Origin of the sequence: Clostridium sp. AN503 (assembly GCF_040719375.1) — a bacterium.
Lineage (GTDB): Bacteria > Bacillota > Clostridia > Lachnospirales > Lachnospiraceae > Brotaphodocola.
Window position 1 is genome coordinate 876,268 of sequence record NZ_JBFDTP010000002.1, and the last position, 19,438, is coordinate 895,705.

General features: G+C 54.1%; 16 protein-coding genes. 15 read left to right on the forward strand and 1 reads right to left on the reverse strand.

Features of this window, described 5'->3' with window-relative positions; all coding sequences use genetic code 11:
* Positions 1-7 precede the first annotated feature (7 nt).
* Positions 8-1,414 (forward strand): AbgT family transporter, encoded by a 1,407-nt coding sequence (locus AB1I67_RS11320; RefSeq protein WP_367029974.1) that lies wholly within the window; start codon positions 8-10, stop codon positions 1,412-1,414.
* 22 nt (positions 1,415-1,436) lie between these two features.
* Complete coding sequence (locus tag AB1I67_RS11325; RefSeq protein WP_367029975.1) at positions 1,437-2,462, forward strand: branched-chain amino acid aminotransferase; 1,026 nt, start codon at positions 1,437-1,439, stop codon at positions 2,460-2,462.
* A 112-nt stretch (positions 2,463-2,574) separates the two neighbouring features.
* On the opposite strand, the gene AB1I67_RS11330 is transcribed toward AB1I67_RS11325, so the two are convergent.
* Positions 2,575-3,432, reverse strand: coding sequence for a MurR/RpiR family transcriptional regulator (locus AB1I67_RS11330; RefSeq protein ID WP_367029976.1), 858 nt, complete (start codon positions 3,430-3,432; stop codon positions 2,575-2,577).
* A gap of 423 nt (positions 3,433-3,855) precedes the next feature.
* Here AB1I67_RS11330 and AB1I67_RS11335 point away from each other — a divergent pair, with 423 nt between their 5' ends.
* The 13 genes from AB1I67_RS11335 (at position 3,856) to AB1I67_RS11395 (ending at position 19,436) form a co-directional block, all read left to right on the forward strand.
* On the forward strand, positions 3,856-5,490 hold the full coding sequence (locus tag AB1I67_RS11335; RefSeq protein WP_367029977.1) for an ABC transporter substrate-binding protein: 1,635 nt from the start codon (positions 3,856-3,858) through the stop codon (positions 5,488-5,490).
* Positions 5,491-5,624: 134 nt separating this feature from the next.
* Positions 5,625-6,584, forward strand: a complete 960-nt coding sequence (locus tag AB1I67_RS11340) for an ABC transporter permease (protein WP_367029978.1) — start codon at positions 5,625-5,627, stop codon at positions 6,582-6,584.
* Between the two features lie 18 nt (positions 6,585-6,602).
* Positions 6,603-7,496: an ABC transporter permease gene (locus AB1I67_RS11345; protein WP_367029979.1), complete on the forward strand. Its 894-nt coding sequence runs from the start codon at positions 6,603-6,605 to the stop codon at positions 7,494-7,496.
* Between the two features lie 11 nt (positions 7,497-7,507).
* Positions 7,508-8,536 carry an ABC transporter ATP-binding protein gene (locus AB1I67_RS11350; RefSeq protein WP_367029980.1) on the forward strand — a complete coding sequence of 343 codons (1,029 nt, stop codon included), beginning with the start codon at positions 7,508-7,510 and terminating at the stop codon, positions 8,534-8,536.
* A complete protein-coding gene (locus AB1I67_RS11355) occupies positions 8,537-9,547 on the forward strand; it encodes an oligopeptide/dipeptide ABC transporter ATP-binding protein (RefSeq protein WP_367029981.1) in 1,011 nt (336 codons plus the stop codon).
* Entirely contained in the window at positions 9,544-9,993 is a 450-nt protein-coding gene (locus tag AB1I67_RS11360) for a YhcH/YjgK/YiaL family protein (protein WP_367029982.1), read from the forward strand. The genes AB1I67_RS11355 and AB1I67_RS11360 overlap by 4 nt, the downstream gene beginning before the upstream one ends.
* Before the next feature lie 112 nt (positions 9,994-10,105).
* The gene (locus tag AB1I67_RS11365) at positions 10,106-11,023 is read left to right on the forward strand and encodes a dihydrodipicolinate synthase family protein (protein WP_367029983.1); all 918 of its coding nucleotides are present in this window, start codon (positions 10,106-10,108) and stop codon (positions 11,021-11,023) included.
* 235 nt (positions 11,024-11,258) lie between these two features.
* On the forward strand, positions 11,259-12,761 hold the full coding sequence (locus AB1I67_RS11370) for a hypothetical protein (RefSeq protein ID WP_367029984.1): 1,503 nt from the start codon (positions 11,259-11,261) through the stop codon (positions 12,759-12,761).
* A gap of 174 nt (positions 12,762-12,935) precedes the next feature.
* Complete coding sequence (locus AB1I67_RS11375) at positions 12,936-14,171, forward strand: AI-2E family transporter (RefSeq protein WP_367029985.1); 1,236 nt, start codon at positions 12,936-12,938, stop codon at positions 14,169-14,171.
* Between the two features lie 9 nt (positions 14,172-14,180).
* Positions 14,181-16,442: a SpoIID/LytB domain-containing protein gene (locus tag AB1I67_RS11380; protein WP_367029986.1), complete on the forward strand. Its 2,262-nt coding sequence runs from the start codon at positions 14,181-14,183 to the stop codon at positions 16,440-16,442.
* Between the two features lie 39 nt (positions 16,443-16,481).
* Entirely contained in the window at positions 16,482-17,630 is a 1,149-nt protein-coding gene (locus tag AB1I67_RS11385) for an MFS transporter (protein ID WP_367029988.1), read from the forward strand.
* 195 nt (positions 17,631-17,825) lie between these two features.
* On the forward strand, positions 17,826-19,019 hold the full coding sequence (gene trxB, locus AB1I67_RS11390) for a thioredoxin-disulfide reductase (protein WP_367029989.1): 1,194 nt from the start codon (positions 17,826-17,828) through the stop codon (positions 19,017-19,019).
* 96 nt (positions 19,020-19,115) lie between these two features.
* Entirely contained in the window at positions 19,116-19,436 is a 321-nt protein-coding gene (locus tag AB1I67_RS11395) for a thioredoxin family protein (protein ID WP_367029990.1), read from the forward strand.
* Positions 19,437-19,438: the final 2 nt, after the last annotated feature.

The following is a 19,438-nucleotide window of genomic DNA, read 5'->3' on the forward strand; positions in this document are numbered from 1 at the left end:
GGAAACTATGGAAACAAAAGCGAAAAAACAATTTAAGATGCCGCATTTACTCTGGATCATGACGGGCATCATCCTGTTGTCCTGTCTGGCCACTTATCTGATCCCGGCGGGACAGTTTGTCACCAATGAGGCAGGTGAGATCATTGGAACGGATTTTCAGTATCTGGGACACCAGACACCGGTCAGTCCCTGGGATGCTTTGATGCTGTTAAAAAGCGGACTGACGGGGGCGGCTACGATCATGTTCGTGGTCATGTCATCCGGAGCCACGATCAATGTGGTTTTGGAGACAGGGGCGATGGATGATCTGATGAACTGGGCCGTCTATAGGCTGAAAGACAAGGGGACGAATCTTTTGATCATCCTGATGATGGTACTGATGGCTTACCTGGGCGGCTTTGGCGGAACCGACGCGCTGATCGCTGTGGTCCCTATCGGTATCCTGTTCTCGAAAAAGCTGAAGCTGGATCCGATCTGCGCTCTGGGCGTCACGACCTTCGCGGCTTTGGTTGGATTTGGAACTGGACCGGCGCAGCAGGCCACCACGCAGATGCTGATGGGGGTCACACCGTACTCCGCGTTCTTTACCCGGCTGGTGATCATGAACTTCTTTCTTGCGATCGCTATTATCATGATGCTGGGGTATGTGAAAAAAATCCGTAAAAATCCTCAGGCCTCGCTATTATACAGCGATGGCTGGAGGCCGGAGCAGTCCGGTGAGATGGTGGACGAGGATCAGGTCATTAAAAAGGTGGACATGAGCTGGAGAAAATTTGCAGTCATCATCATCTTCCTGCTTCAGTATCTGATCATAGCGCTGTATTCCCTGCTGGGAGGAAGCCAGACCTTTGATTTTATGATGGCGGTCATGTTTGTCACCATGATCATCGTAGGTATCATCGGCGGGATGTCAGCCGAAAAGCTGGGACAGACCTATGCGAAGGGACTGGCGTCCATGGCGTTTGTGGCCTTCGTGATAGGTCTGGCAAAGGTGATCTCGCTGGTGCTGGGGAATGGAAATGTGATCCACACGATCGTTCATGTGCTTACCCTGCCGTTGATGACATTGCCAAAATCGGTTTCCAGTATCGGACTGACCCTGATCGTATCGGTCATTAACCCGTTGATCCCGTCGGCCACGTCAAAAGCTGCGATCCTGGTTCCGATCATGAAGCCGGTTTCAGAAGCCCTCGGCATGCAGCCGAATCTGGCGGTCGTGGCATACCAGATGGGCGACAGCTTTACCAACCTGCTGTCTCCTCTGCTTGGCTGGATGGTGGGATCCTGCGCCATGGCGAATGTCCCGTTTGCTAAATGGTTCCGATGGGTATTTCCGAAGGTGTTATGCTTTATTTTGCTGGCCGGTGTGATCGTATTTATTCTGACGGCAACTGGGTGGTCGGGCGTGATCTAAAATGATAAAGGAGTGAGCAGCGATGAAAAAGAAAGATCTGGATTGGGAGCATATCGGCTTTGCATATCATCAGACTGATATGCGATATGTGGCAAATTTCCGAAATGGCGCATGGGATGAGGGAACTCTGACACCGGAGGCGTCCATTGCTTTAAATGAATGCGCCGGTATCTTTCAGTACTGCCAGGAGATTTTTGAAGGTCTGAAGGCATATGAGACGGAAAACGGTGATATCGTTACGTTCCGTCCCGACCAGAATGCAGAGCGGATGATCCACTCCGCAGAAGGCATGGTCATGCCGCCGTTTCCCAAAGAGCGATTTCTCGATGCGTTAGACCAGGTGGTGCGGGCCAATGCTGCATGGGTTCCACCCTATGGAAGCGGCGCATCCCTGTATATACGCCCTTATATGTTTGCATCCTCCCCGGTGATCGGTGTAAAACCGTCGGAGGAGTATCAGTTCAGGATGCTGTGCACTCCGGTCGGCCCATATTTTAAAGGTGGAGCAAAGCCTTTGACTCTGTGCGTCAGTGATTTTGACCGCGCCGCGCCTCATGGTACAGGCCATCTGAAAGCGGGACTGAACTATGCCATGAGCCTGCACGCTTATGTGGAAGCACATCGGGGCGGATATGATGAGAACCTCTATCTGGATCCGGCTTCCAGAACCTTTGTGGAGGAAACCGGCGGGGCCAATTTCCTTTTCGTGACAAAAGAGGGAAAGATTGTCACGCCAAAATCTGATTCAATCCTTCCATCTATCACAAGGCGTTCCATGGTTTATGTGGCGGAGCATTATCTGGGAATCAAGGTTGAAGAGCGTCAGGTGCGTTTGGATGAACTGTCTGGCTTTGCAGAGTGTGGATTATGCGGGACGGCAGCAGTCCTCTCCCCTGTTGGAAAAATCGTGAATCATGGAGAGGAGATATGCTTCCCAAGCGGGATGGAAAAGATGGGCAGCGTGACTTATGAATTGTATAAAACCCTAACTGGAATCCAGCTTGGTACAGTAGAAGCGCCGGACGGATGGATCCGAAAAATCAATTAATTTATTGTAAGGAATCTATGCATCTAACAACATGCCCCAGCGGCCATGCAGTAAACTCCAAATGGAGTGATGGCCCTGGAGCATGTTTTATTTGCATTTACAATGACATACATCACAACAGTTTCCGCGCCGTAGCCTGTGCCGTGGCCTCGCTGGCCCGGGCACAAAGATCCTGGTTCTGGATGCAGTAGGTGTGGAACAGGTAGTCAATGATAAACAGCTGTCCGATTCTGGCGGCGATGGAGCCGGACTGCAATGGGCTTTCGGTGGCTCCGCACAGCAGGACCACGTCGGACAGCACAGCAGCCGGGGAGTTGAAAAAGTGGGTGATCAGTATGATGCTGGCGCCCCCGTTTTTGGCCGGGCGCAGGACGTCCAGCATATCCCGGGTGCTTCCGGAGTAGGAGAAGAACAGGATCACATCCTCTGAGGTGCACAGGGAGGCAGCCATGGCCTGCATGTGGGAATCTTCAATATGAAGGAATTTGGAGGATGCAGTGGAAAATCGGACCCATGCCTCCTTCGCCATGATATTGCTTCCGCCCTGTCCGAAGCAGTAGATGCGCTGGGCTTGGGATAAAAGGTCCACCGCCTTGTGTGCGCTCTCCGGATTCATCAGCTCCAGGGTCTCAGTCAGAGCTGTTACGTCCGTATGGTAAAGTCTGCGGCAGAGGCTCTCGATGCTATTCTCATCAGCCCCTTCAGTTTCAGCCGATAGCGGGCTTAAGTGATGGGCGCTCTGGTCTGCACGGGCGATAGCCAGCTTAAATTCATTATAGCCCCCGAGCCCCAGACTGCGGCAGAAGCGGGTGATCGTAGCTTCGGATACGCCGCTGGCCTCTGCCAGGGAGGTGATCGACATATACTGCACCATGGACTTGTTTGAAAAAATATAGTCCGCCAGTTTTTTGGCAGAACGGGTCATGGTATTGTGCTGGTTGGAAATCTCGTCTAAGATATTGGGCTGCATGAATGGGACACCTCCGTTATGTAAAAGTATGGGATAGATACCGGACTACTCTGCACTGTGTGCTCACGCAATCCTCAAAAACATTCGCAATCTGCTCAATTTCCTGAAAAAATGGCTTCTTCCTACCTTTTTACTCTGGTATCATTATAATAGATTTATGAAAATAAGACAACAAAATTTAACATTGAAAGAAAAATATTTTCAATGAAAATTGGATGATTTTATAAACGAATTTTGCAGAGCTAACAGTGAAAATTCCGACAAAAGCAGGTATTAACAAAAACTTAACAAGGTTTTTGTGCAAAATGCATAAAAATAAATATTTTTTTCATGTATAATATTTATTGAAAATTATTTTCATAAAGAGTATATTGGTATCACAACATAAGACACGAAAATCTGTTGATTAAAGGAGGAAACAAAATGAGAAAAATGTTAGCATTGCTGCTGGCGACTACCCTGGCGGCTACAGCCATCACAGGCTGCGGTTCCAGCAAGACCGACACGGGAGCAGGGACCACCCAGGCGGCAGCCCCGGCGGACAAGGCCGGTGACACGGCTGGAGGCGCAGCGGCAGGAGATGCAGCGGGAGCTGCGGAAACCCTGAAGCTGGCGGTGACCACCGGAGACGGTTCCACCACAGACGACCGGATCCCGACTCCATGGTACAACCGGATCATGGCGACGAACCTGATGTTCCGCGGCCTGTTCCTGGCTGACAGCACCTTGACGGAGGTGAAACCGGACCTGGCTGAGTCCTATGAGGTCAGCGACGACGGACTGGTTTATACCATTACCTTAAAGGACGGCCTTAAGTGGTCCGACGGCGAGGCTCTGACCGTGGACGATGTGCAGTGGTCCATCGAGACCGGCTTAAAAGCAGCGACCATCAACTCCATCTACACGGCTGCATTTAAGAATATCGACTCCATCAAGACCGAGGGCAGCACCATCACCCTGACCCTTACCGAGCCGTATGCAGCCATGCTGAACGTGCTGGCACAGTTTGCGATCCTGCCGAAGCATTCCTTAGAGAGCGCAGACCCGCTGAAGCTGGAAGCTGACGCATTCTGGACCAATCCGGTCACCTCCGGCATGTTTGCACTGGACGAGCTGAACGTGGGCAACTACTTCACCCTGAAGTTAAACGAGAACTACGAGGGGACTGCTCCGAAGATCCAGAAGGTGATCTGCTACTTTGTATCGGATTACGTGACCGCCGCCCAGTCCGGCAACACCGACTACGTGTTCGGCAATGCGGCTGACCTGGTGGAAGCTCTGCAGGGCATGGACAACTTTACCTCCCACGAGGTGGACGTGCTGTTCTACAAATACTTCATCTTCAATATGAAGGGCGTTGACGGCAAAGAGAATGAGGCCATGCAGAACGTGGAAGTGAGAAAAGCCATCATCGAGGCGATCGACCGCGCAACCCTGGCAACCCTGTACCCGACCGCCAACGTATTAAACAGCGGCGTTCCCAACTCAAACGCAGCCTACAACGGCTTCGAGTACAAGTTTGACGCAGAGAAGGCCAAAGCGGATATCGCGGCTTCCGGTTACGATATGGGCCGCACCTTGAAGATCTGCTACTACAACAACGACCAGACCAGCATTGACTTAATCAACACCGTGGTCTACTATCTGGAGCAGGCAGGCCTGACCGTAGAAGCCACCCTGTCCAACGACGGAACCACCGACCTGTTCACCACCAGGGCTTACGATGTGGGCTTCAAGGGCAAGAGCGCATTCTCCATCGACGAGTGGTACACCGAGTACATGAGCAGCGACGGACTGTTTGCCAATATCTTTGGCGGCGACACCGATTTTGACGGACTGGTTGCCGATCTGTCCAAGGCTGTGAAAGAGGAAGACAGAAACAATATCTTAAAAGAACTCCAGACACTGGAGCAGGAGAAGGTTTACAAGGTCCCGGTATTCACCGTAGGCACCTATATCTTCACCAGCGACCATGTGATCCTGCCAGAGGGCGTGAAGTTCTGCAACCCGCTGTACATGAGTGATCTTGATTTTGCCAACTGGGAGATCGCGAAGTAGAGGTACTGATCAAATTTCAGGCGGCTTGTGACGCCGCAGTGTCAGGGGGGAGACAGTGAGCATATCTCCTGTCTCCCCTTTCTGATCCTGCAGACCGGAAAACCGCCTGCCCTTAGTAAGATGGGAGAGATAACATGCTGAAATTTATCACCAAAAAGCTGCTCATGATGATCCCCATGCTGCTGCTTATCAGCTTTATAGTGTATTATGGCCTCCAGATGACCGGCATCGACCCGATCAACTTCATGGTCAGCCCGGAGATGCTTTCCGCCAACAAGGAAAACGTGGAAGCCCTCCGTGAGTCCCTGGGATTAAATGATCCGCTGATCATCCAGTATTTCCGCTGGCTGGGCAACGTGCTGCACGGCGACCTGGGATATTCCTTCGATGGTTCCTCTATTGCATCCATCATCAAGGTACGCCTTCCCTACACCTTTGAGCTGGCTGGATATTCCCTGGTGCTGTCCGCAGTGATCGGGATCGGGATCGGTATCATTTCTGCGGTGCGGCAGAACGGCGTCATCGACTACGTGGGCCGTGTGCTGGCAGTGCTCGGTCAGGCAGTCCCCCAGTTCCTGGTAGGGATCATCCTGATCCAGATATTCTCCATCAAGTTAGGCCTGTTCCCGTCGGCCAACCGCGTAAGCCCGGACGCCGCCAATGCGTTTGTGGACGCGTTCAAGCATCTGTTCCTTCCGGTGCTGACCCTGACCATCGGCATGGTGGCGGTGCTGATGCGCTACGCCCGCAATACCATGCTGGATGTGTTAAACAGTGACTACATAAAGACGGCCCGGTCCAAAGGCATCCCGGAGTGGAAGGTCTATCTAAAGCACGGGTTCCGCAATGCCATGAAGCCGGTACTGGTCATCCTGGTGTTCCGTATCCCGATGCTGGTGGGCGGCTCCGTTGTCATTGAGAGCGTATTTTCCTATCCCGGCATAGGCCTGACCATGACCAACGCCATCGTATCCGGCGACTATCCGATCGTGCTGATCACGACGCTGATCATCGCGGCGGCCATGCTGATCTGTTCCTTCATGGTGGATGTGTTCAATGCCCTGCTGGATCCGAGAGTGCGCCTTGGCGAGTGATGAAAGGAGGAGTAAAGAATGAGCAATACTGAAAAGACAAGTATCAAAGATCAGAATAAAAATGCAGCCTCCTCTCTGTTTAAGCGAAATGTGCGCAAATTTATGAACAACAAGCTGGCCTTGTTTGGACTGGTCGTGGTGGTGGCGATCACCATCGCCTGTATCGTGGGCTTTGTCCTGGGCGTGGATTACAATACCCCCGCCCTTCCCGATATGAAAAAACCGCCGATGGCGGGGCATCTGTTCGGCACGGACACCATCGGGCGGGACTTATTTGCCCGCGTTTTGGTGGGCGGCTGTTACTCCATCGTGATCGGCGTGTTCTGCGCGGTCATGAGCTCCGTGATCGGCGCGGCCTTAGGCGCTGTGGCCGGTTACTTTGGAGGCAAGGTTGACACGGTCCTGATCCGGGTCTCCGAGATCTTCCAGGCATTCCCGCAGCTTGTGCTGGTCATGATGCTGGTTGCCATTGTCAACAAGCGGGGGCTGGGAAACCTGTTGTTCATCTTCGTGCTCACCGGCTGGATGACCACCTTCCGCATGGTGCGCAATGAGTTCATGAGCATCAAGGGCGAGACCTATGTAAAGGTCTGCGAGGCCTTCGGCATGGGCAAGAACAACATTATGTTCAAGCAGATCCTGCCCAACGTCATGAGCCCGATCATCGTATCGACCAACACCAACGTGGCGTTCTTCATCCTGCAGGAAGCGGCCCTGTCCTTTATCGGCCTGGGCGTTGCGGACAGCACGCCGACCTGGGGCAATATCTTAAACGCCGCCAAGTCTGTCTCCGTGGTGACGAACCAGTGGTGGATCTGGCTGTTCCCGGGTCTTGCGATCAGCCTGTTCGTTCTGGCCATCAACTTTTTGGGTGACGGCCTGCGCGACGTGCTGGATGCCAAGCAGCAGTAAGGAGGAAGGTCATGGATAACAGAGAGATTATTTTAAATGTAGAGAAGTTAAATACGTCGTTCATTTCCGACCGGAAGAAGGTCCAGATCGTCAAGGACGTGTCCTTCCAGTTAAAGAGAGGGAAGACCCTGGCGGTGGTGGGCGAGTCCGGCTGCGGCAAGAGCGTGACCATGAATTCCATCATGCGGTTTACCGGCAAGAATGCGATCGTGGAGGCAAAGAGCATCCAGTACAATGCTTTAAAGAACGGCGAGGTAAAAGAGTATCATTTGGAGAGCATCAAGGAACCCAACGGCCCGGAGATGCGTTCTCTGCGCGGCCCGGACTTATCGATGGTGTTCCAGGACCCCATGTCCAGCTTAAACCCTGTCTATAAGGTTGGGGATCAGGTGGCTGAGGGCCTTCTGCAGCACAATCCGGGGATGACGAAGGCGCAGGCCAGGGAGAAGGTCCTGGAGATGTTTAAAAAGCTTGGCATCCCGGACCCGGAGGAGCGGATCGACTGCTATCCCCACCAGTTTTCCGGCGGCATGAAGCAGCGCGTGGTGATCGCCATCGCCATGATCTGCAACCCGGAGCTGATCATCTGCGACGAGCCGACCACGGCCCTGGACGTGACGATCCAGGCGCAGATCATGGAGCTGTTAAAGGATTTACAGGTCAATGACGGCAAGTCCATCATCTTGATCACCCACAACATGGGCCTGGTGGCGGAGATGGCCGACGAGGTCTGTGTCATGTATATGGGCCGCGTGGTGGAGTTTGGAAGCCTGGAGGATGTGTTCGACCGCACCAGCCACCCCTACACCAGGGCGCTTCTGCGGAGCGTGCCGGTGCTTGGCCTGGCGGACGGACAGAAGCTTGAGACCATCCCGGGAGCAACCCCCAACCCTGCCGATCTAAAGGGCGGCTGCGAATTCGCGGACCGCTGCCCGGAGTGCACCGAAGCGTGCCGTAAAGGCGTGATCCCCTGTTACGAGGTTGGCCCCGGTCATCATGTACGCTGCCTGAAGTTCAGCAACTGTCCGGAGGTGGAATAGATGAGCGAGAAAAGAGAAGTAATATTTAAGATAGAGAATCTAAAGACATGGTTTCCCATCACAAAGGGCATGTTCAAAAAAGTGGTGGGCCATGTAAAGGCGGTAGACGACGTGAGCCTGGAGGTCTACAGAGGCGAGACCCTTGGGATCGTGGGAGAGTCCGGCTGCGGCAAATCCACCTTTGGAAAGACCGCCATGATGCTGGAGCGTCCCACAGGCGGCCAGGTGATGTTCAATTTCGGCGGAGAATTTAAGGATATTACCAAATTCAGCAAGGACGAGATGTTCCAGTTCCGCAAAAAGGTACAGATGGTGTTCCAGGACCCCTACTCCGCTTTAAACCCTCAGAAAAAGATCTACAGCTCCTTTGAGGAGCCGCTGAAGGTCCACGGGATCGATTCAGTGGAAGAGCGGGAGGCTGTGATGCAGAAGGTCCTTAAGATGGTCAACATCCAGTCCGACTACCTGATGCGCTATCCCCACGAGTTTTCCGGCGGACAGCGCCAGCGTCTCTGTATCGCCAGGGCCCTTGAGGTGATGCCGGAGGTGCTGATCTGCGACGAGCCGGTGTCTGCCTTGGACGTATCGATCCAGGCGCAGGTCTTAAACCTGATGAAAGAGATCCAGAAGGAGATGAATTTAACATACCTGTTCATCGCCCATGACTTATCGGTGGTGCAGTACATGTCCGACCGGATCATGGTAATGTATCTGGGGCGGATCGTGGAGGTGGCGGATTCCCGCGCACTGTACGACGAGCCGCTGCATCCCTACACCAGGGCGCTGCTTTCTGCGATCCCGGTGGCGGATATCCATAAGAAGAAAAAACGCCAGGTGTTGGAGGGCGAGGTGCCAAGTCCCATCCACAAACCGGACGGCTGCCCGTTCCACAACCGCTGTCCGAAATGCATGGAGATCTGCAAGACCCAGGCGCCGAATATGGTCCATCACGGAGCCGAGGGGCATATGGTGGCCTGCCATCTCTATGATAAGGAGGCGGTGGAGGCGTGATCTACACAGACAGGGAGCATCTGGCCCGCTACAGAGGGATATCGGAAAGCCTTGACACAGCGCTTGACTATCTGATGGAGCATGGCACGGATGGCCTGATGCCGGGCCGCAATGAGGTGGACGGCGATGAGGTATTTATCAACCGTTTCCACTATACCACCATGCCTCAGGAGGAAGCGGCTTTCGAGGCCCATGAGGTTTATGCAGACATCCATCTGGTGGTGGAAGGCAGAGAGTATATCGGCGTAACGCCCCTAAACCGCCTTCAGATCACGAAGGTGGATCAGGAGAGTGACAACATCGAGTGCGGCGGGGAGGTGGAGCTTCTCCTTCCCATGGAACCGGGAAAGGTGCTGGTCGTATTTCCGGAGGACGCCCATATGGTGAAGATTGCAGACGGCAGTCCGTCCCATGTGGAAAAGGCAGTTGTTAAGGTACGCATGTAGTGGTATGATAGAAAACAGCATAAAAAATAAAAATGAGTATTTTGTACGAAATTTATTATAAGAAAGGAGCGGCAGCCCGGCAGTCCCGGGCGCCGCGGACAGGGGAAAAATCATGAGAGATATCACAAAGTATCAGGGGATCATCCCGGCATTTTATGCATGCTATGATGAGAAAGGCGAGATCAGCCCGGAGGGCGTGGAGGCACTGACCCGTTACATGATCGATAAAGGCGTGAAGGGTGTCTATGTAGGCGGTTCCTCAGGCGAGTGCATTTACCAGGGCGTGGCAGAGCGCAAGCTGGTGCTGGAGCACGTGATGAAAGCGGCAGATGGAAAGCTGACCGTCATCGCCCATGTTGCCTGCAACAACACCGCAGACAGCTGTGAACTGGCTGCCCATGCGGAAAGCCTCGGCGTCGATGCCATCGCGGCGATCCCGCCGATCTACTTCCATCTGCCGGAGTACGCCATCGCCCAGTACTGGAACGACATCTCCGCCGCTGCTCCCAATACGGACTTCGTGATCTACAACATCCCGCAGCTGGCAGGAGTGGCCCTGACCATGCCTCTGTTCCACGAGATGCTTAAGAACCCCAACGTGGCGGCAGTCAAGAACAGCTCCATGCCGGTACAGGACATTCAGATGTTCAAGATGGACGGCGGCGACGGCTTCGTCGTGTTTAACGGGCCGGACGAGCAGTTAGTCAGCGGCCTCGCCATGGGCGCAGACGGCGGGATCGGCGGAACCTACGGCGTGATGCCGGAGTTGTATGTAAAGATGTTTGACCTTGTAAAAGAGGAGAAATATGCGGAGGCCAGAAAGATCCAGTATGCAGCCGACGCCATCATCTACAAGATGTGCAGCTGCAGGGGCAACCTGTACGCAGTAATGAAAGAGATCTTAAAGATCCGCGAAGGCCTGGAGCTGGGCAGCGTGCGCAAACCCATGCCGGGCCTGGCGGAGAGCGATATGCCGTGCGTAAAAGAATGCGCGGAGATGATCGGCAAAGCGATCGCTGAATTCTGCTGAGACCGGCCGGAAATCACACCGGAATCTGATTCGGCCAGGCCTTGCTTAAGCGGTGATCTGCCGGATCAGACAGCCGTGAGACTGTGAATGATAAACATGTATCTGCCCTTGATGCGGGAATATCCGTACCGGGCAGCCGTATCCCCGGTGGACTGGCATTTTGGCAGGACATCCGGGGATATTTGTTTCACCCGCAGTGACGAATCTGTAGAATCATACAAAGAAAGGAAATCCTATGGAAAAATATCTGATGCTGGACCGCCGCCTGCTAAGTCCGCAGGCAATGGAGAATATCCGTCTGGAAGTGGCCCATCCCGTAAAAGACGAGGCCCATAACCCGCTGTTCACCCAGGATAAGCCCTGGGAAGTACGGATCGACAACGGCTACCCCAATGTGCTGTATGACGCAGCCCCCGGCCTGTACCGCTGCTACTATACCCTGTTCATCGAGGATGAAGATACCCGCTGCGCAGAACGCGCAGAACGCCTGTCCCGGAACTATATCCCCAGGCCGGACCGCGCCCCGGGCCTGGCCTATGCCCAGAGCAAGGACGGCATTCACTGGGAAAAACCGTCCTTAAACCGTGTCTCATGGCACGGAAGCAGAGAAAACAACTTAATCTTTCCCTACGCCCACGGCACAGGCGTCATGATCGATCCTCACGACCCGGACCCATCCCGCCGCTACAAGATGGTGACCAAGATAGACGAACCCGGAGCCGGAGCCTATATGGCCGTATCCTTCTCCGCAGACGGTACAGACTGGTGCGACCCGATCCCGTGGCCCGAGCACAACCCGCCCGCAGACAGCCACAACCTTCCCTTCTGGAACGAAAAAGAGCGCTGCTACATGCTGCTTTCCCGGATCTGGAAAGACGGAATCCGCATCACCACCCTAAGCCGCAGTGAAGACTTCCTCCACTGGAGCGAACCCAAAGAGACCCTGCGCGGCACCGGCTTCGAAAACCAGATCTACGCCATGCCCGTATTCCAGTGGGGAGACTTATACTTGGGCCTGGCCTCCATGATCCACGAGGGCGACCGCACCGTCTCCGACTTCGACCAGGTAGACTTGGAACTGACCTGGGCAGCCGACCCGGAGAAGTTTGACTTTGCCGCCGCTGGCCAGCACCTGATCCCCCGAAGCCCCGGCCATTATCCCGATGGCCCCTTCGACTGCGGCTGCATCTACGCCTCCCCGCCCGTAACCACCCCCGACGGCGAGATGTGGATCTACTATATGGGCGGAAACGGCTGTCACACCAACTGGCGCGAGACCTCCTTAGCAAGAGCCAGATGGGAACCAGACAAATTCGCAGCCCTGGTCCCCCGTGACCGCCAGAAACAAAGTACACTCGCCACCTGCCGCCTCCAGCTGGACGGCCCCCGCCTGGAAGTCCTTGCCGACCCCTTAACCCCGCCGCCTTCCCAGTCCCCGCCGACCCCATGCGCCTCCGGGTCTGCCGCCGGGACAGTCGCCCAGACTCCCCCGGCCCCAATGATCCAGGCCGAACTCAGCCCCCTCTGGAACGATCCCCCGCTCCCAGGCTTCTCCTACGCCGACAGCCACATCGTCCCCCAGGAAAACGGCTGGCTGAGCATTCATTTTAACGGAGACTTGAAAATTTTATCCGGCAAAAAAGTCACCCTGAAGTTACGCACCCAAAACACCAAAATCTGGGCCATCCAGGGCGATATCCTTATGGCCGGACACCGCTTATGGGAAGGCGCTGAATAGAGAAAGACTTGGCCCTCCCGCGGCTGTCCCTGGCGTTCCCGGCTGCGTACACAAACATTCTCCCCGATTCCGCCTTCCTTTTTTTGACATTCTATGGTAATCTATGTATTAGGGAAAATCCGCCTGGTTTACACCATACATTCCCTGGCAATACTATCCATAAAAGGAGAAATCATGAAAAACGAAAAGTATCGGCGATATATATACTGGGGTGTGACCGCATTCATCGTGCTGTCCCTCCTGGCGGGCCTGGTGTTCGTGATGATAAAATGGCCGAAGGTGAAGGCCAACTTCGGTATGCTTGAGGGAATCCTGGCCCCTATTATTTACGGAGCCGTATTCGCCTACCTTATGACCCCCATCTATAACCGGGTGAGGCGGGGCGTACTGAAAGCCACGGAAAAAACCATCGATTCAGAAAAGGCGCGGCGCGGCCTTGGCTCTTTTATGGCTACGGCAGTAAGCCTGGTGGTGCTGGTCGCAGTGGTGACCGGCCTGATCTCCATGCTGATCCCACAGCTCATCACCAGCGTGCGGACGATCATTGAGGCGCTGCCTTCCAGCATCAATAACCTGGAACTCTGGCTGGAGCAGCTGTTTGCAGACAATCCGGATATGGAAGCCAAGGTGATGGAACAGTACGGCATTGCGACCACCTATTTCCAGAACTGGCTGACCAATGATGTGGTTCCGAACATTTACAACATATTAAGCGGCCTTTCCAGCGGCCTTGTCAGTATTTTAAATACACTGATGGATGTGCTGATCGGCCTGATCGTCATGGTTTACCTGCTCAACATGAAAGAAAAGCTGATCACCCAGGCGAAGATGATCATTTATGGGGTATTACCGCTTAAGGTGGCGAATAAAGTGATAGAAGAGGCGCGGTATGTACATCTGGTGTTTGGCGGGTTCATTATCGGAAAGCTCTTAGATTCGCTGATCATCGGCGTGATGAGCTTTGTGCTGTTGAATTTTATGAATATGCCTTATGTGCTGTTAGTCAGTGTGATCATCGGCGTGACCAATGTGATCCCGTTCTTCGGGCCATTTATCGGGGCAGTGCCGAGCGCATTTTTGATCCTGCTGGTCAGCCCGATGAAATGCCTGTACTTTATTATCTTCATCTTCCTGCTGCAGCAGTTTGACGGCAATATCCTGGGGCCGAAGATCCTGGGGGATTCCACCGGGCTTTCCAGCTTCTGGGTGCTGTTCTCCATCCTGCTGTTCGGAGGCTTATTCGGCTTTGTGGGAATGATCATCGGTGTGCCGACCTTTGCGGTGTTCTACAAGCTGATAACGGAATTTGTCAGCTATATGCTGGAGAAAAAGGAACTGTCTGCGGATATTGAGCAGTATGACGGACTGGACCATATAGACGAGGAGAAGAAATCTTATATCAAAAAATAAGGGGCGTCTATGAAAAACAGGAGATTTATCGGATGGGTGATCGGGATACCGTTTCTGGTGGTAGTCCTGATCCTGATCATAGTGTTTCACGAACCGGAAAAAGAGGGGATCAGCAGGGCGATGGCTGCAAAGTCGGTCGCCCTTGTTTTGCAGTCCCCGGAGGAGCTGGCAGCGTGGCAGAAGGAGTATGGGGCCTCCCATTTCCCGGCGGATACGTTAAAAGAGTGGTATGTGCCGTATCTGGACTATCTCTATGAAAAAGGTTATCTTTTCGAGGATGAGGCCCCTGCAGATGAAAAGCACGCGGAAGGGCAGCTTACCTATGGGGAGGCGGCACAGATCGCAGCACTGCTGTCACCGGATCTGGAGGAGCTTGTCAAGGTGACGAAAAAGAACCGGGAGAAGCCGTATCCGGAGGAGTCCTGGTGGCTGCTTTACGACTCGGTTTTAAAGGCGGCTGACCCGGACGGAAATGTAAAGACAGAAAACCTTGTCATATACGGAACGCCGAAGAATATTCCGGAGGCGCCTGCATGGACGGCCTACACCAATCTCGGCACCCAGCAGTTTTACGGGCTTGCCCTGGATCAGTATCTGGATCATGAGCTGAGCGCTTACGTGCGGGGGACGGAGATCCTCCACGTGCTGGAGGACAAAGGGCAAAAGCCGGTCTACCGCAATGTCTGGATCATGGACGGGGATGAGGAGGAGCTTTTAGTCTATCTGGGGGACATTGAGCGGCGGATCCCCTTCCGTAAAAAATCCAAAAAGACCGACGAGATGATACATAAGCTGGCCGATATCCAGATGGAGAATGGAAAGGTCTCAAAGGTTTCCCTAAAGCAGGATAAGATCACCGGAAAGGTCTTGTCTGTGCAGGAGGACGCCATTGAGATCGAAGGCTACGGAGCCGTGCCTTTGGACGAGGAATACAAGGTGTTAAAGACTTACGGAGAGATCAGACGGCAGAAACTTACGGATATTTTAGTGGGTTATGACATGGAGGAATTTGTGGTGGCGAAGGGGAAGATCTGCGCGGCCCTGACGGTGCGGGATTTCCATGCGGAGACCATCCGTGTGCTTCTGATGAACAATGGTTTTAAGGGACTGTTCCACGACGCGCTTACGATCGTGGGAAATGGCCCGGTGACGGTGGTGCAGGGCGAGGAGGAGCATACGCTTGATGCCGGGACGGAGCTTACGATCACTTCCGGCGACGGGCAGTTGTCGGAGGGCAGGATGATCCTGGAACCCCTTAAGGGTGAGGAGCTTACGGTCAGCTCCATAGCCAGGTCCCAGGGCGCTCCTTCCTACGGCGGAAGGCTGGAGGTGATCGATACGGAGGATGGGCTGGTGCTGATCAACGAGCTGTATCTGGAGGACTATTTAAAAAAGGTGGTTCCCAGCGAGATGCCGTCCAGCTATGAAAAGGAGGCATTAAAGGCCCAGGCGGTCTGTGCCAGAACCTACGCCTACATGCAGCTTCAGAGCAATACCTACAGCCAGTACGGGGCCCATGTGGATGACAGCACCAATTTCCAGGTGTACAACAATATCGAGACGGACGGGCGGACTGCGGAGGCGGTGCAGGAGACCTACGGGAAGATGCTGCTCTATGAGGGAGCGCCCATCTCGGCTTACTATTTCTCCACCTCCTGCGGGACCACCACGGACGCTTCCGTGTGGGGCAGTGATCCGGAGAAGACGCCGTATCTAAAGAGCATTGCGCTCCAGCCGGGAAGAAAGCATTTAAAGCTGGCAGCCAATGATGATTTTGCCGCATTTATCAAGCGGAAGGATTATCCTGCCTATGACTCCTCGTTCCCGTTCTACCGGTGGAACGTGACGACGAATGCAGAGATCCTGACTGCCAATATCGGCGGCGTGGGCCAGGTGAGCAGTATTCAGATCACAGAGCGTGGAACCGGGGGTGTGGCCCAGAAGATGCTTGTGAAGGGCAGCGAGGGTGAGAAGACCATATCCGGGCAGAATGCGATCCGCGCCGCTTTAGGGGATGGAAGCCTGACGATCAACCGGGCTGACGGGAAGACCTCTGAGGGCTGGAGTTCCCTGCCAAGCGGTTTTTTGACAATTGAGGATGCAGGTACAAATGACGCCGGTGTGAAGCGGTTTAAGATCTACGGAGGCGGCTACGGCCACGGCGTTGGCATGAGCCAGAACGGCGCCCAGGGCATGGCGAAGGACGGCATGGGATATGAGGAGATCTTGAAATTCTTTTATGACGGAGTGTCAGTGGAAGAATTGAACTGAGGAAAGTAAGAAAATATAAGGAACAAGAGGAAAAGACACATGGAGCAGTACAGCACAAAGCAGAGAAACGCCGGATTTTACGCATTTTTCATCAGCGGGATCTGCGCGATCAGCAGCGGGATCATCGTAAGCCTTTTGCAGGAGCAGATGGGATTCTCTTACGGGATGACGGGGACGCTTCTGTCGCTGATGAATATCGGGAACCTGATCGCCGGATTCGCCACGGGGGCGCTTCCGGGCAGGATCGGCATGAAGCGCACCGTGGTGATCCTGACGGCGGGCTACGGGATCGGCTATCTGATGATGGCAGTGTCCGGATGGGCCGGGCTTTTGCTGGCTGCGTTTTTCCTGGCAGGAGTGGGAAAGGGGAGCACTATCAACACCTGCACGATCCTGGTGGGCAATAATTGTGCAAACCGGACGAAGGGGATGAACCTGATGCACAGCTTTTATGCCCTGGGGGCGCTTCTGTGTCCGTTCATTATCGCGGCGGCGGGAGCCGTGTCGGGCAGGCTGCCCATGCTGATCCAGGGGGTGCTTGGTGCGACGCTGTGGCTTGCATTTGTGATGACTCCCATGGAGGTGAAGAAAAAAGACGCTTCCGGCGGCACCGACTGGAGTTTTTTAAAGAGCCGCAAATTCTGGCTGCTGACCGGGCTGATCTTCTGCCAGAATGCGGTGGAGATCAGCGTCACGGGATGGATGGTGACGTATTTTAAGGGGAGCGGGATCTTAAGCGGCGCCCTGAGCACTTACACGGTGACGGTGATGTGGGCGGCAACCCTGGCGGCCAGAATGCTGATCGCTTTTGTGTTCCCGATCAGGAAATCGGAGAAAGCTATGATCTGGATGGGGATTGGCTGTACGGTGTTTTATTTTGCCCTGATGCAGGCGCAGACCCAGACCATGGCGATCGTCCTGCTGTTCGCCTTTGCGGCGTCCATGGCGGGCATGAATCCGACGGCGGTGGCAAGCGCCGGGCGGATGACCAGCGTTGCCAGCATGGGCATCATGCTTCCGGCTGCCAGCAGCGGCGCGATCCTGATGCCCTGGATCATCGGGATCGTGGCGGAGCGCGCCGGGATCGAGGCCGGCATGGCCAGCATCATCGTGCCCTGCGCCGGGATGCTGGCGTTTGGCGTGGCGGTGAAGCGGCTGGCAGACGCGGAGTCTGCGGGGAGACTGTAGGTTTTGGCTTTCTGGTATCCAGCGCCGGGGCGATCCGCCCACACCTCACCGCATCTGACAGCTATAGAGAATAAGAATGGGGCTATAAGCAACTTAAAAATCCCAAATGGGCAAAAAGGTGTTATAATAGGTTTATGTTAAAAATAAAACGAAAAGCAGTAAAGAACACGAAGGCAAGCCCCAGGAGGTTATAAAATGGCAAGAGAGGCAGTACGGGAAGATTTTGATCTGATCATTATCGGGGGAGGTCCGGGCGGACTGGCTGCCGGTATTTACGGCGGACGTGCAAAACTGAAGACCCTGATCCTTGAAAAAGGAACGGTAGGCGGCCGTGCGCACACCACCCGTGAGATCGTGAACTATCCGGGAACACCAAGCATATCCGGCCCGGCATTGTCCGAGGAGATGAAGGGACATGCAATGGGATTTGGAGTTGACATTCGCACCCAGGCGGTGAAAAGCGTTGATTTTTCCGGTCAGGATAAGATTGTAAAGACAAAACGGGGAGAGTACCACGCGCCGGCGGTGATCCTGGCGACGGGAACCTCCGCGAGGATTTTAGGGATTCCGGGTGAGAAGGAATACACCGGCATGGGAGTCGGATACTGTGCGACCTGTGATGCGGAATTTTTCCAGGATCAGGAGGTCGTTGTGGTCGGAAGCGGAGACCAGGCGATCGAGGAGGGCATGTACATAACGAAGTTCGCTTCCCGTGTTACGGTAGTGGTCCTTCATGACGAGGGGATCTTAGACTGCAATAAGCAGGCGGCGGAGAAAGCGCTGGCCCATCCAAAGATGAATTTCATCTGGAACAGCGTTTTGGATGAGATCTTGGGAGACGGCAATGAGGTGACCGGTGTCCGCATTAAAAACGAAAAGACCGGGGAGCTGTCGGATTTTACCTGCCAGGGAGTATTCTTCTTTGTCGGGATGGTGCCGGAGACCGAGTTTGTAAAGGGGCAGATCGAGCTGGATAATAAGGGCTGGATCCATACCAATGAGATGATGGAGACTTCCGTGGAAGGGGTCTATGCAGTCGGTGATGTCCGGGAAAAATATCTCCGCCAGGTGGCAACCGCGGTCAGCGACGGGGCCATAGCGGCAACTGCAGCGGAGCGCTATATCGAAGAACAGCAGGATTTTAAGCACAATGTGCTGGAGAGCAGCATCCCGGTGATCCTGGCATTCTGGAGCCCGGAGGTGGACCAGAGCCTGGAAGCGATGACGGCGGCCCGTGCGGAGGCTTTAAAATCAGGCGAAGCATGCAGATTTATGGAGATTGACATCACCAGGAAAAAGGGCCTTGCCCGAACCTACGGGGTGGTCTTAGACCAGGAGCATCCGGCGGTCTGTGTGAAGATCGTGGACGGAACGGCAGTCACGCAGTAACAGGGCGCAGAGGATCAGCCTGTTAAACGCGATAATAAAACTGCATAGACGGAATAATGAAATACGAAAACAAAACAAACACAGGAGGATACACAGATGGAGAATCTGAATGCAACAGAATTTGATGAGAGAGTATTTGACGATGGGGAGAAATGCCTTGTGCTTTTTTCCAGGAAGGACTGCCATGTCTGCAAGGAGGTCCATCCCATGCTGGAGGAGATCGAAGAAGATTATGAGGACAGCGAGTTCGGTTTTTACCATATTGATGTAGACGATCAGAAGGATCTGTTCCAGAGATTCGCTTTAAAGGGAGTTCCGCAGGTGCTGTTTTTCGATGATGGGGAGCTGGTAGGAAAGCTTGCAGGCAAACAGGAAGAGGATGCATACACGGATAAAATCGATGAGATTATCGGTTGATC

Excerpts from the sequence above, each read along its gene's own strand:
- AB1I67_RS11320 (WP_367029974.1), top strand. The coding sequence starts at position 8 with ATGGAAACAAAAGCGAAAAAACAATTTAAGATGCCGCATTTACTCTGG.
- AB1I67_RS11325 (WP_367029975.1), top strand. The coding sequence starts at position 1,437 with ATGAAAAAGAAAGATCTGGATTGGGAGCATATCGGCTTTGCATATCAT.
- AB1I67_RS11330 (WP_367029976.1), bottom strand. The coding sequence starts at position 3,432 with ATGCAGCCCAATATCTTAGACGAGATTTCCAACCAGCACAATACCATG.
- AB1I67_RS11335 (WP_367029977.1), top strand. The coding sequence starts at position 3,856 with ATGAGAAAAATGTTAGCATTGCTGCTGGCGACTACCCTGGCGGCTACA.
- AB1I67_RS11340 (WP_367029978.1), top strand. The coding sequence starts at position 5,625 with ATGCTGAAATTTATCACCAAAAAGCTGCTCATGATGATCCCCATGCTG.
- AB1I67_RS11345 (WP_367029979.1), top strand. The coding sequence starts at position 6,603 with ATGAGCAATACTGAAAAGACAAGTATCAAAGATCAGAATAAAAATGCA.
- AB1I67_RS11350 (WP_367029980.1), top strand. The coding sequence starts at position 7,508 with ATGGATAACAGAGAGATTATTTTAAATGTAGAGAAGTTAAATACGTCG.
- AB1I67_RS11355 (WP_367029981.1), top strand. The coding sequence starts at position 8,537 with ATGAGCGAGAAAAGAGAAGTAATATTTAAGATAGAGAATCTAAAGACA.
- AB1I67_RS11365 (WP_367029983.1), top strand. The coding sequence starts at position 10,106 with ATGAGAGATATCACAAAGTATCAGGGGATCATCCCGGCATTTTATGCA.
- AB1I67_RS11370 (WP_367029984.1), top strand. The coding sequence starts at position 11,259 with ATGGAAAAATATCTGATGCTGGACCGCCGCCTGCTAAGTCCGCAGGCA.
- AB1I67_RS11375 (WP_367029985.1), top strand. The coding sequence starts at position 12,936 with ATGAAAAACGAAAAGTATCGGCGATATATATACTGGGGTGTGACCGCA.
- AB1I67_RS11380 (WP_367029986.1), top strand. The coding sequence starts at position 14,181 with ATGAAAAACAGGAGATTTATCGGATGGGTGATCGGGATACCGTTTCTG.
- AB1I67_RS11385 (WP_367029988.1), top strand. The coding sequence starts at position 16,482 with ATGGAGCAGTACAGCACAAAGCAGAGAAACGCCGGATTTTACGCATTT.
- trxB (WP_367029989.1), top strand. The coding sequence starts at position 17,826 with ATGGCAAGAGAGGCAGTACGGGAAGATTTTGATCTGATCATTATCGGG.
- AB1I67_RS11395 (WP_367029990.1), top strand. The coding sequence starts at position 19,116 with ATGGAGAATCTGAATGCAACAGAATTTGATGAGAGAGTATTTGACGAT.